The 12,261-nt window shown below is 58.9% G+C and carries 15 protein-coding genes; 3 read left to right on the top strand and 12 right to left on the bottom strand.

Annotated features, from left to right (window positions below; all coding sequences use genetic code 11):
- Positions 1–54: 54 nt before the first annotated feature.
- The 8 genes from JWZ97_RS04750 to JWZ97_RS04715 form a co-directional block, all read right to left on the bottom strand.
- The gene (locus JWZ97_RS04750) at positions 55–2,361 is read right to left on the bottom strand and encodes a S8 family peptidase (RefSeq protein ID WP_205433666.1); all 2,307 of its coding nucleotides are present in this window, start codon (positions 2,359–2,361) and stop codon (positions 55–57) included.
- 6 nt (positions 2,362–2,367) lie between these two features.
- Positions 2,368–3,366, bottom strand: coding sequence for an AAA family ATPase (locus tag JWZ97_RS04745; RefSeq protein WP_205433665.1), 999 nt, complete (start codon positions 3,364–3,366; stop codon positions 2,368–2,370).
- A gap of 260 nt (positions 3,367–3,626) precedes the next feature.
- On the bottom strand, positions 3,627–4,238 hold the full coding sequence (locus JWZ97_RS04740; RefSeq protein WP_205433664.1) for a cold shock domain-containing protein: 612 nt from the start codon (positions 4,236–4,238) through the stop codon (positions 3,627–3,629).
- A gap of 400 nt (positions 4,239–4,638) precedes the next feature.
- On the bottom strand, positions 4,639–5,184 hold the full coding sequence (locus tag JWZ97_RS04735) for a FlhC family transcriptional regulator (protein ID WP_205433663.1): 546 nt from the start codon (positions 5,182–5,184) through the stop codon (positions 4,639–4,641).
- A complete protein-coding gene (locus JWZ97_RS04730) occupies positions 5,159–5,482 on the bottom strand; it encodes a flagellar transcriptional regulator FlhD (RefSeq protein ID WP_205433662.1) in 324 nt (107 codons plus the stop codon). The genes JWZ97_RS04735 and JWZ97_RS04730 overlap by 26 nt, the downstream gene beginning before the upstream one ends.
- A gap of 244 nt (positions 5,483–5,726) precedes the next feature.
- Positions 5,727–6,365: a lytic transglycosylase domain-containing protein gene (locus JWZ97_RS04725; protein ID WP_240342488.1), complete on the bottom strand. Its 639-nt coding sequence runs from the start codon at positions 6,363–6,365 to the stop codon at positions 5,727–5,729.
- A 59-nt stretch (positions 6,366–6,424) separates the two neighbouring features.
- Complete coding sequence (locus JWZ97_RS04720; RefSeq protein ID WP_205433660.1) at positions 6,425–6,679, bottom strand: hypothetical protein; 255 nt, start codon at positions 6,677–6,679, stop codon at positions 6,425–6,427.
- Complete coding sequence (locus tag JWZ97_RS04715) at positions 6,676–7,647, bottom strand: ParM/StbA family protein (RefSeq protein ID WP_205433659.1); 972 nt, start codon at positions 7,645–7,647, stop codon at positions 6,676–6,678. Before JWZ97_RS04715 ends, JWZ97_RS04720 begins: the two co-directional genes overlap by 4 nt.
- Positions 7,648–8,240: 593 nt before the next feature.
- On the opposite strand from JWZ97_RS04715, the gene mobI reads away from it, so the two are divergent.
- Together mobI and JWZ97_RS04705 are read left to right on the top strand one after the other, a co-directional pair.
- A complete protein-coding gene (mobI, locus tag JWZ97_RS04710) occupies positions 8,241–8,783 on the top strand; it encodes a conjugative transfer protein MobI(A/C) (RefSeq protein WP_205433658.1) in 543 nt (180 codons plus the stop codon).
- Positions 8,780–10,162 (top strand): BRO family protein, encoded by a 1,383-nt coding sequence (locus JWZ97_RS04705; RefSeq protein WP_205433657.1) that lies wholly within the window; start codon positions 8,780–8,782, stop codon positions 10,160–10,162. The genes mobI and JWZ97_RS04705 overlap by 4 nt, the downstream gene beginning before the upstream one ends.
- Before the next feature lie 62 nt (positions 10,163–10,224).
- Here the strand turns inward: JWZ97_RS04705 and JWZ97_RS04700 are convergent, their stop codons facing one another.
- Positions 10,225–10,725 (bottom strand): GNAT family N-acetyltransferase, encoded by a 501-nt coding sequence (locus tag JWZ97_RS04700; protein WP_205433656.1) that lies wholly within the window; start codon positions 10,723–10,725, stop codon positions 10,225–10,227.
- A complete protein-coding gene (locus tag JWZ97_RS04695; protein WP_205433655.1) occupies positions 10,722–11,015 on the bottom strand; it encodes a DUF1778 domain-containing protein in 294 nt (97 codons plus the stop codon). The genes JWZ97_RS04700 and JWZ97_RS04695 overlap by 4 nt, the downstream gene beginning before the upstream one ends.
- A gap of 79 nt (positions 11,016–11,094) precedes the next feature.
- On the opposite strand from JWZ97_RS04695, the gene JWZ97_RS04690 reads away from it, so the two are divergent.
- Entirely contained in the window at positions 11,095–11,319 is a 225-nt protein-coding gene (locus JWZ97_RS04690) for a hypothetical protein (RefSeq protein ID WP_205433654.1), read from the top strand.
- 180 nt (positions 11,320–11,499) lie between these two features.
- Here JWZ97_RS04690 and JWZ97_RS04685 read toward each other — a convergent pair whose 3' ends face one another.
- Positions 11,500–11,760 (bottom strand): hypothetical protein, encoded by a 261-nt coding sequence (locus tag JWZ97_RS04685; protein ID WP_205433653.1) that lies wholly within the window; start codon positions 11,758–11,760, stop codon positions 11,500–11,502.
- 8 nt (positions 11,761–11,768) lie between these two features.
- Positions 11,769–12,254: a metallophosphoesterase family protein gene (locus tag JWZ97_RS04680; RefSeq protein WP_205433652.1), complete on the bottom strand. Its 486-nt coding sequence runs from the start codon at positions 12,252–12,254 to the stop codon at positions 11,769–11,771.
- Positions 12,255–12,261 lie beyond the last annotated feature (7 nt).

Here is a 12,261-nt window from a genome sequence, read left to right as displayed (position 1 = left end):
GGGTGTTCCCCAGTTGTCACGTACCACAAGCGTTGCGTTATTCACCGCTTTCTTTTAGACACGCGCACGTGCCCGTTCACGCGCCTGCAACTGCGCGCGAATCTGCGTGTAAAGACGAGCTTCCTGGTTTTCCCGATCCGCTAGGCGAATGACCAAGGCGTAAGGTTCTTCTGTTTCCGTCAGGGCCATACCCCATCCATGGTCGTTCCGTGTCACCACTACATACAGCTTGGCATCACGACTCTGCTTGATTGTCCATGTGGAGGACTGGACGGTGCCGTAGGCCCGACGTTGGGCGCCGTATGTGCCCTTGTTGCACTTGAGTTCTTCGATGCTCTCCACCTCTTCCGCGGTCGCTTTGTCGAAAGCGGCTGCGGCTTCGTCCAACGAGGTCGCCTCGACCAAACGAAACTGAAATCGGCTCGCTTTGTAGTCGAGGCGCGTCGTTCTGACCGGCGGACAATACGCCAGGCTTACCGTGATCTCCCGCAATCGGCGCTTCTTGCCCCCGTAGAAGCTTTCTGGAATTGGTACTTCATAGAAGTGGTTGTGCTTGTCTATCAACGCCGATTCGGCGATCAGGAGCACCTGCTCCTCAGTGGAACGGTAGAGATGGGAGTCATCCACCATTCCATATCCCACAACTTGCGCCAGAAGTTCTTCCTTGCCGCTTAGCAAGTCATAGGTCGCCGCTGGTACCCTTCCATTAGCCACTAACAGTGCACGGAGTAGATTGGCGCTCGCGCTTGGAAATTCACCCAGTACCCTGGCCGCGGCATGGGCCACATGCGGGGCAGCAAAGCTGGTACCAATTTCTGACTTGAGCAATCGCCCTTCCGCAAAGTCCTTGCAAGTGGAAAGCTCACCAAGCCACCGATCCGTAACAGAGTCCGTATGCGGGTCTATGGAAAAGTTACCGCCATAAGCGACCAATTCGGGTTTAACCGCCCCTTTTACGGAACTACCGCAGCGAGTGAAAGGCGAAGGTTGGTCACGTTGCGCGACAGGGGTGTGAATGTCATTGGGGTGACGCCACGCGTTCGCACTACGATCCCAACGAGCTAGACTGCCGACCGTAAGCACGTTCAAGGCAGGGGCCGGATCGAGAAGCCTAGCCTCGTTTTTCAGAAGGTAATGGGGGTAGTCCTGTTTCAACCACTGCACCGGGGCATCGTGGAAATTCCCCGTGGGAACGACGAAGAGAACATCCAGTTCACGCGCCAGGCAGTCGAGGACGTAGGCCAAGCCACCAACGCGACCACCGAGAAAGGGTTTGTTGCAGTCGCCGTAGGATAGATTGAAGACTCGGCAGTTGTAAGCGTCATGGAAATAGCGAACTGCCTCATCGACAATGTTCGCCATGAATCTAGGATTAGCGCTGTTGTCAGCGTCGAACACCCGTCCGCTCAGAATTCTGAGCTGTGGGACGAATACTTTGGCCAGGGCGCAGGCCTCAACATCGCCATAGAGGGCGATTCCTGCCACCAACGTGCCATGGCCATGGGCATCGTGAGCTTCGCGATGGGGATCGACGAAACCTTGGGCATCACCTAAAGCCGGCCCGATTAGTGGATGGCCACCGGCGATGCCGCTATCGAGGATCGCCACTACAGGAGCATTACCAGGTGGTGGCGCCTGGTGGACGTCTTGGATATCGAGTTGCAGGACGCCTAGTTCGAGGCCTAGCTTCGGGGGCAGGTCTACGCTGCGCACGTCACGGTGGTTGAGCAGGTATTTCCCCATCTTCGGGGTAACCCGAAGTCGATAGGCGAGATAGTCACCCAAGCTGACACGATCGAGTGCCTGCACCCCCTCATGACTCAGCCAGGCCCCGAAGGAAGCAAGCATGGCGTCGCGCTCGTCTCGCCGTGCAAGCGGCCAAAGTTCGATATCGAGAACGAATTCGCCCTTGCGCGGAAGGCCGTCCCTTTTTAGCGCCCAGCCCATGCGGTCTTCTGGACGCCAGTGGTCGAAGGCCTCCAGGGCATAGAGGATGTTGGCGTACTTGGGCGTCTGGCCATCGGCCAATTGACTGAGTCTGGCCTCGAATTCGTCCAACGCGCGCTTGTCGGCGAACGCCAGAGCATACCCACCATCTTCCTGGCTCACCACTTCGATACCGGGAAACCCCTGCTCGATCTGTTCGGGGGGCAGGGTTCCGACCTTCAGCTTAAAAAGGGGGCGGTCGTCGAATCCGCCCAGATCTTTGCGCGCTTCCTCAATGGCCCTGGTTAGGCTCTGCTTTAGTCCACGCGCGTGGGCGGGAACGTCGGCGGGGATTTTGATGCGGGGAGGCTGGCCGGGGCGTTTCTGATTAATGGGTTGTTCACGCTCGATCCTGAGGTGTGGGTAGGCTTCCATTGCTCGTTATATCCCCGAAAACTGCTGCCTTCTGCTTGTTTCGCGTCGCTGGGCCTTTTCCAGATGACGGCATTGAAGGAACTCTTCGCCTTTCAGGATCATTTCCTTGATGGCGCGGCGCAGCACCCTTTCAACATCTGCATGGGACATCTCTGCAAGAAGCGAGAGTACCCGCTCATCGTCCCGCTCGAACTCCCTGCGCACGCCGCGCAGTTTGATGCTCAAGAGTTGAGACAACTGTTCTTTGTTAGGTGGGCCGAAAACGAGCACTTCTTCGAAACGCCGCCAAATGGCCGAATCGAGCATCCCCTCATGGTTTGTGGCAGCAATGATCAGGCTTCTGCCTTGATAAGCATCGAGCATCTGCAAGACGGCATTTATCACACGCTTCAATTCGCCATGCTCGCTCGTATCCGCCCGCTCCTTGCCCAACGCGTCGAACTCGTCAAACAAAGCAACCATCGGTGAAGACTCAATAAAGTCGAATACCTTGCGCAAATTGGCTGCGGTCTCGCCAAGATATGAAGAGACCACGCTGTCGAGACGGATCAATGCGAGCGGCAAGCTCAATTCCGTAGCTACTACTTCGGCAGTTAGCGTCTTGCCGCAACCCGGGGGGCCGCAGAACAGAACTTTGTCAGTCGGGCGAAGGCCGTAGCTCCGGAGCACCTCGGCCCGGCGGTGTTGTTCAAGGATATCTTCGACCACCTGTAGGGCCTCGGGGGTGAGTACAACCTCTTCCAGACCCCGCGATGGTTCGCGAAGGATTAGAAGTGGCAGGCCCCGTTCCTTGTCAACGGGGATGCGTTCCCGAAGCCCGAGGGTGGCATCCGAAGAGGCTTTGCGGGGCGTGCCGTAAAGGATCTGTTCTAGATCGTTCGCAAGTAGGTGGTGCTGCTTCTGGCGTTCTTCGCGAATGATGGCTTCCGAGGCTTGGAGAAAGGCTGCACTATCCCCAGTCGCGCCCGCTTTTACGATTTGTCTCAATACTTTGCCGCTAGCCATGGCGTTTTTTCGATCCGATTTTAGTTACTCTGCAGCCTCACTTCAGTAGGCTGACCGCCCAATGTTATGCGAATGGTGAAGTCGGGGTGAGTCGACGTCAACTGTGAGCATCGAGAATTCAAGGCGGTTCGGAAATAGTCCGCGGGAATTCCAAGCTATTCAAGGGGCCAAAAGGCACTATGGCAATGGCGGGCAGGAATGTTTCTTCGGTCACGAGCATGATCAATGAGGACATTACTGCACCTAAGTTGCCGATTTGGTCAGTTAGCCTCCGTTCGCCGAATTCCACTTGCCAGTCGCCGGGTACATTTCACGAGCTTGGCAACGGCCGGCGCCACGAGAATCATGCCCAGGATCATCGAGCCAATGTTGGAATCCCGCTGCTCCGTCATCAAGAAATAGAACCCGATCAATAACGTCATTACGTAGGCGGAGAAAAATGCGACCCGGATAATCATCTCCAGGAATATCCCTACAGGGCCCTCTCTGAAAAAGTTCCGAACTTCGCCGCCGCAATAGGGACAAAACGACCGATTCGGCCGGCCGTACCAAAATGTGATCCGAGGCACGATTAATTTGCTGCAATAGGGGCACGAAATCCGCCCATCCGAATAAGTGCGGCCGACTTCCAGCAGGGAATCGGGATTGAGACGGACGCCGACGGCACGGGGACCCTTGCGGTCTTGCCGGGGTTCGAAAAAAATGAAGTTGCCGGTTTTCGGCGAGAAGTCGCCCACCGTGTCCGCCACATGAAAAAATCGGCGAATGCCGTCATTGCCATCGATGAAGCCATAACCCTTTTCCTGCGAGAACCATTTGATCGTTCCCTTCTGGGTCTCTGCTTTCTGGTCCTGTCCGGTCGTCCATCTCATGGGAGTACCCTTAGCCGCGTCTATGCACCTGTGTACCGGCAGAGTACCCGCCGAATCCAGCTTGGCGTTCTCTGCGGCGTATAGGTTCTCACAAGGTTTTGTCTTGGCAAGTGGCAGCCTGAGATGGGAAGCACGACGATCATGATTTGATAGCGTGCCCGGAGTTAGACTCGCCGTCGACTCGCACGGCCAACGGCGAGAAATCACTGCGGAACATATCCTTACGGTCGCTGGTAACGTTGCTGCCGTCTGAAAGGCAGCCGATGCATAAAGGCAGCTTAGGTGGTCAGGCATTCACTTCCCGGGTGGTACTTGCGCTTGTCGACCGCTTGCGTACCAATGATGAACCCAGACCTTAAGCCGCGATGATCACAGTGGTTCTAGGTTCTCAAGGGTGAGACTACCGTTTCGGTCGTTGTTTCCTCGCCGTTTTCGAGAGGCCGCACTTGACCCCCTGCCCTGCCGCGAAGCAGATCGGACAGTTGGGCGGCAATCGGCAGTCGCCTGCCACCAGATAGGGCGAGCAACATTTCGAACAGCGGTGCATCCGCGCCGTCTTTGACCGCAGATCGCGTGCCACCACCCAAGCCTCCGTGGGATTGGCCGGGCGTTTGCGTGGCAGATGGACGGTCAGCGTCGAAAACAGGTCCCAAGCTTCCAGAACCGCATGGATGTCGATGTCCTGGAATACCTTCTTCCCGCCCACCCTCAGATACAGCGCGGCAAACAGCGACACGTAGATGTGACTGTTCCGGTTCGGAAGCAGCGTGGATACGGAAGGTAGAAGCCCGGCGCTGGGCGAGCGCCCGTGGATTTCCCGGTACCAGTCCCTGATGTCCGACAGCGGTATCTGGGTGTGCAGATGTATGATGGGTGTCCGCAGATTTCGCCGAATCAACTCCCGCGCCAGGGCGCGCCGCTCATGCTGCGCCGTGATCGTCGTCATGTCCCTGGCCTTCCGCAGCAATCATCAACAAGACCCGAGCCCTCACTAGCTCCTCGTCCATCTCGGTGTTCTCGAATTCCTTCCATAACTTGTCCGGCAGCCTCGATGTATAGCAAAGAGCACCCGACCGGGCCAAGGCCCTGATCTTCTCGAAGGACAAGCCCGGCAGACGCTTGACGTTATCCTGCGAGATCCCCATGACCAGGGACGCCGTTTGAGACTGTCCTTTGAGTGCCATCTCCCTTGCCTTGAGCAAATAGAACAGGTTCAGTTCATACAGATCCAAATCAATGTTCATTAACACACCTTATCGTCAGCCCCCTTGCGGGGATGTGAATAGTTCACTGAAACCGATGCCGGGCATCGATAACATTTCCCGTGAATTCAGCGACACATGGGCTCACGACAGGACGTTCGGATTGAGTGATTATGCAGGGGCCGTCCTGCAAGTAATCTTTTTCCGTATTCATCGTGAGATAGGCAAAGTTCGTACCTACTGCTCTTCGCCATCCCGAATGCAGGGCATGACTGGCTATCCATGGTCAAAGCAGCCATCGGAGTTGCTGGGCGACGGCCAACACACGCCGACCGTAACGGTAAGCGTCCGCATCGTTGCGCCACCCTGTGTGATATCGCCCAATGCCCAGGGTCAGGTCGCCGGGTGCCGAGTCAATTGCCTCAGTCAGCACGTCGGCGCCTACCCGTATGTTGGTTTCCGGATCCAGCAGATCGTCGGGGCGACTGACGCGATGACCGTTCCAGCGGACGTTCACTTGCATCAGGCCGACGTCGATGCCGCGGATACCCTTGCGCAGGGTGTCGTTGAGGATGCCCCTTGCTTCAAGCCGGGAGGATGGAATGATGGGACGGCCTTGCCTGTTGAGTGCCCAAGGCCAGGGTGTCGCCAGACGGCCGTTGATCTGGGCGGACTCGACCAAAGCCACCGCGTAGAGGATGTAAGGATCCAGCCCGCGTTCCGTGGCGATCTGCCACCAGGCTGTGCCTTGTAGGATGTCCCGGGGGATGGCCCGGCTTTGGGGAGCCGGTAAGGTCGTGTTGTCAGCGGTATTGGGTAAACTGTCTTCGCAGAAGCCAACCGAGGGCGACAGCAAGAGCGTGGCGGCAAGAGCAATGCCACGGCGCTGATTTTTGGATTTTGCTCCACCGATAAATGTCTTCACACGCCTCCAGTTCCTTGGTGGATCTGAACCGACGCGCTTGAAATGTTTTCCCCAGCCACTCATCCCAGCATTCCTTCCTTCAAGCGATCACGAACCTGGCGGAAGCCGCTGACCGTTGTGCTGGTCGGCCGGTCTTCGCCCAGGGCGCTCGCTCCAGCGGCAGGAGCACCAACGGTCCCCGAGCGCAGAACGGTCATCCCGAGGCTCGCAAGCAGTCTCACTCGTTCGGCACGCTCGCGAGGTGGGATCTGTTCGAGATCAGCCAGCAATTCGGCGTAGGCCCGGCTCGGAAACTTGACGACGATCCGCATCATTCCGCCCCGAAGTAATAGAAGCCACGGGCGTTGGCCAGCTCAGGGTGATCCGGAACGAAAATCGGATTGGACGGAAACAGGCTCTGGGCGACCGGTTCGTAAAGCGCCGCACCGCCGCCGGTCAGCAAGACCGCATCCACGCTGCCCGATTCCTTGCGCAGCGACTGACGCAACGCCTCAAGCGCTACCGGCGCCACGCGTTCAGCCGCCTTTTCGAGATAGGGTTGAAGGTCGACCGGTCGCCCGAAGAGCAGGACGCGGTCGCGGCGCGCTCGCAAGGCTTCTTCCAGGCGCTCCACCGGTGCGGTCCCGCCGTGCTCGTCGGCCATCAATCGGCTGGCGTGGTCCAGCAGTACCGACATGGCTTCGAGACTGGTACCGCTGGAGGACTTGCGGATGTCGCCTTCTTCGACCAGCACCCAATCGACCGAGAAGAATCCCGGGTCGATGATCAGTACCCTGCCTTCCTCCAGAACGCTTTCGCCCGGTCTGGACCAGAGCAGATCGAGATAGCCACCGATTGGCTGGGGTACCACCCTGACGGTAGCCACCTCCACTTCGCGTTTTGGAGTGACGCGGTGTCGTCCGGCCAGGTCGGCGACGATGGCTTCACGCCTTGAACGTTCCAGCCAGTGTGAAACCGGCAGCCCGGTGATCAGGCAGTCGACCGTATCGTGTTCGGCCAGCAGCAGCGAGGCATGGAACAAGGCCCGGTAGGAGGCGGTCTGGGCGTATTCCTGGTGTAGCGCCCGGTTCCACATCGCAAATTTCCCCGGATTCACGCAGGCCGCCCATAGGTCGTCGTCCACACTGACGCGCAGGGCGTCCTCCTCCTTGCCGATCGACTCGGGCAACCGGTCAACGGGTGCGGCGCCGGCCGGATACAGTGAGACCGCCGGTGGACTGCCCGACTCACCCATAGCCAATTTCAGATTCGAATATCCAATATCCATTCCCAATACAAACATCGTTTATCCACGCTCGGTTGTGACCGTTCAAACAAGAAAGCGGTATCCGGCAGGTCTGCTGGAGTAACCCTTATTGGCTGGTCAGTTGGATGGAATCAGGCCGGGTATTCAGCAGGCGCTCTGCAGGACCGAGGCGAGTCTATCAACGCGTTTATCGGGGCAGTGTCAAAAATGTTGGGCCAAATCGGCCATCTTTTCGGGCACCGGTGATGCCGGTTCGGTGCTAGATTGCGGCCGCTCTGGACGACAGGTGACAGGTGAAAGCCAATTCACGCCATGCGCTACGACACATCAGAAGGGATCGGCGATCCATCCCAACAGGAGTTGGGAATCGCATGGCGGATGCGCATGGGTACCCGGCTATTCCGGCGCCAGTGTGCGGAATACATGGAACCCATGGCGGTAGTGAATAGGTATTCCATTACCCGACGTAAATAGCCCGGTAAATCCCAACTTGAGGTTGGCATTTTTGGTAACGCCATTCCCTTGGGATTTGCGGTCGTCCAGATAGTTAAACCAGCGAGATCTTGGACAACCAAGCCGGTTGGGAATACGGGGTCTAATCCCAACAGATAGGTAATGGGGAAACAGCAATGGAAAAACCAGCAACGATAGAACCGCAAACAGCCGACCTGCCCGTAGTCTCAGTCCCGGTCTGCAAGTGGGTTGCAACCCGACTGCACGACTTGCAAACCGAGGCGAAGCTCCTGGTGGACGATTACTGGACGCGTCTGAAGCAGGGGCGGGCCGGTCAGAAGCGCTATGCTCGGGGCAAACTGGGCGTGAGGCTGCGTGCCCGCGACACCGGCGCCTTCAGCATCGAGTGGTATGAGATGGGGGTGTTGGGCGGCACTGGCCGCTCCATCGCCAGGAAACAACTCAACAAGGGGCGTGCTCACCGCTATGCACTGGATCAGACCCTGAAAAGCGAGCCCGAGTGGATTGCGAACCTGGTGCAGGAGGCGGAAGACGCCTTTGCCGAGATCCGCAAGCGCCAGGCCCTGCTGGTGGAGATCCGCGATGCCCTGGTCGCCTATGAGTCGGAAGTCAGCGGCAAGGCGGTGACGGCATCGATGATCGTCGGTCGCGGCCTTGATGCGGGCGGGAATGCGCCTGCGAGCCAGGAGGCACCATGAACGCGCAGCAGAATAAACGACAGAACCGCGCGGAGGCGATCGAATGCCTGGTGGTCCACGAAGCAGACGGGCAAACAGGCCCTTTCGAGCAATGGGTGGTCGCCAGCGAACTGTGTCGATTTCTGGCGCTGGATCGGGACTTTCCCGTCTGGATCGAGGATGCCATCAACGAGGGAGGCTTTCAGCAAGGCCGGGACTTCATCCCGGTTCCCGATGAATCCATGGAGACTTCTGCGGATTACCACCTCGGTCTGGACATGGCCTTGTTTGTGGCACTCAACCAATACAGCGGACACGGCCAACAGGCGGCGCGGTACATCGATGCTCGCCGCCGGCGATACGAAACGACCAGGCGGACAACCCTTATTGCGAAGGAAGACAGCATGAAAAGATCGATCGTACAAGGCGTGGTGGAGTCCGAGAAAGACCGCCGATCAAACGGCGATGTTCAATCTCCGACAGACGATAAGCATGACGATCAGGGAGAACCGCGAACGGGAGCCTTGCAGTCGGCGGCACAAGCCATCACCCTCGACTTTGGCGGGCGTCCCTTGCGGGTGGTCATGCGGGAGGGGGAGCCGTGGTTCGTCGCCAAGGACGTCTGCGATGCCCTGGAACTGGCGAACTCTCGGATGGCCATTCAGGCCTTGGACGATGATGAGAGGGGTGTCAGTTCAACTTACACCCCCTCCCGGAATCAGCATGGCGAACTGGAGAACCAGGAGCAAGCGGTGAACATCGTCTCCGAATCGGGGTTCTACGTCTTGGCGCTCCGCTGTCGGAATGCGATGAAGCCGGGGACCACCGCGTACCGGTTCCGCAAATGGGTCACCCGTGAGGTCCTGCCGGCGATCCATAGGCAAGGCCGCTGCGAAGCGAAACCCGAAGCCGCCACCGGCCCCGCGGAATCGCCATGGCTGTACGTGGGGTCGCCGGATAACCTGGACCTGAAGGTTCCGCGCATGCCCTACGTCGAAGGCGGCTACGTGTTCCTGCTGGAACTGTCCACCGGCGGCGTCATGTTGTGCGCCTCCAACGAACCGGGCGTCAACGCCCACAACATCGGGCGAAAGCTGGCGGAATTCGAGGTGGGCATCGTCGAGGTGGCCGTCACCCGGCCGCACCCGCAATACCTTCTGCTCAAGAACCGGATCCGGCAGGCGCTGTCGGACCTTCCTGCCCACCGCAGCACTTACACGGGCTTGGACATTCCCACGGTTCAGCTCCGAGCCGAACCCGTGTTGGCCGATGCGTTTGCGGGGCGGGTAAAAATCCTGGGATCTGCCGGTAGCAAGGAGGCGAAGCTCGATGACATGCTCGATGAGGCCTCACGGCTGCTGGACAGGCTCCGCAACGCGGTTGATGGTCCGGCACCGTGAAGACGGCTCCTCCCGGTGACGAACACTCAGGGAAGCTAACCTGACTCAAAAACGATGCTGGCCTAGAGCCGGGCGATTGCCGCGGTCGGCAGCCAGAGTGTCAGCGGAGAGTCCGGAAAACGCTCAAACTCGAAACGCTCATAATACCGCCTGGCGCGTTCGTGCTTGGCGTCGACCACGACGCCGACCATGCCGATTTCCTCCGAAAGTCGCAGACACCGGGAAAGTGCATCGGCGAGAAGCAGTTCGCCCAGTCCCTGCCTCTGATAGCGCTGGTCGACCGCCAAGCGGGCCAAGCGGGCGACCGGCAGGGGGTAGTTGGGGAACCGGGATTGATAGGCAACGGGCAGCTGGTCCTTCCGAATGGCCGACATCGCCAGGCTGTAATAGCCCAGGATCGTGGCGCCGTTCGCGGCGACATAGGTCCGGCTGACCTTGGCTGCCGCATGCTGGCGGGCAAATCGCTTGAGATAGCCGTCCAACTCTGAATCGCCGCAGGAAAAACTGCGGCGATCGTGGCGAGCGTCCAGCGTCTCGATCGCTTCCGGAAGACCGACCGTCACGAGGCATCACGTTCGGCTTGCCAGTCGCGATGTCGCTGCATGGCCGCGGCCAGCTTCGGCCGCGGCTTGTCAGTATGGTCCAGGGCGGCAAAGAAAGCGTCCCAGTCACGTGGCGACAGTGTCATCAATTCCGCCTCGCTGAGCACCTGTTTGGCGCGTTCCTGCGCGGCGCACAATAGAAACGCGCTGACGGACACGCCGGCAGTCGATGCGGCACGAACGATCAGCTCCTTGATTTCCGGAGACGTACGCAGGTCGATGCGCTCGTAAGGGGGGGTGGCAGTGGTCATGGTAATCTCAGTCACTGATACGGAAAACATACGGATCGAGTCTATAACATGCCAGCTGCATCAGCAAGGTTCCGTATGAATGCCGTATTCATTCCAGGCCATGTTCGACGGCCACGGTCAGTGGTGGCTGTCAATCGCCACCCAGGCAATGCGCCAACATGTGGCCTTTGGCCACGACCTCGCCGACCCCGTCACGCTCATAGAGATTACCCGATCGGGCCGCGTAAGCCGCGGGCGAAGGGAAATCCTCTCGGCGGTCATTCATGGCCTGAGCAAAGTGTTGACAGAACTTGGTGCTGAGTGAGACGACCTGAATTCCCGTGACCCGTTGCGTTTCACTATCGACCAGTACCGCGCTCAACAGCCAGCGCTGCGGCGGTAATGGCTCGGGGGGCACATAACCTTGCGCGGCTATGGGATGAACCGGGCATTCCTGCCAGCCGATGGCCTCGCGATGCTGCCACTTACCGTCGACTGTGACGGTCTATCCGAATCGGATGCAGACGAACGGGATGTTCTCCAACTCCACCAGGATGGCTTCGAACACGCCCTTCTGGAATCCCAGTCGTTCTCGCTCCGTTGGACGGTCGAAACCCATGATCAGTTCACACTGGGGAGCCAAGGCGCTATTGACGTCATCCACCGATGGGGCGTAGTTGAATTGGCAGCCCGTTTCGACCGGTCGGTAGAACGGTTGTCCGACCGTGACGGCTACCCAATCGGGTTCTGTGTCTGCGTGAAACATACGTTGCGTTACCTTGAGGTCTGGATGACTTCCTGGGCGATCAGGTCCACGATGCGCGCGGTGACCTTGCCGTTTGAGAAAATCAGCTCTCCCGCCGTAACCGGCAGCTTGAAGCGGCGCGGCCCCGCGCTGCCCGGATTCACGTAGAGCACGCCTTCCCGCTCCTCGATGCGCGGCCGGTGCGAGTGCCCCGACACCACGATGCGAAAGCCGGCGGCGCCTAGGTCGATGTCGAGCTCGGCGAGGTCATGCAGTACGTAGACGAAGTACTCGCCGACCTGCAACGCCTCAGTTTCCGGCAACGACTCGGCCCAGGCACCCTTGTCGTTGTTGCCGCGGACCGCGGTGACCGCAGCCAGGGCGCGAAGTTCATCGAGAATGCCTGCATTCCCGATGTCGCCACCATGGATGATGATATCGCTACCCTGGAGAAACCCGATGGCTTCGGGACGCAGGAGTCCATGCGTATCGGAGATGAGTCCCACACGAACCATTCAGGCT

Source organism: Methylococcus sp. EFPC2 (assembly GCF_016925495.1).
Classification (GTDB): Bacteria; Pseudomonadota; Gammaproteobacteria; order Methylococcales; family Methylococcaceae; genus EFPC2.
The sequence above is the reverse complement of the archived record's forward strand: the minus strand, read 5'-3'. Positions and strand labels throughout refer to the sequence as shown.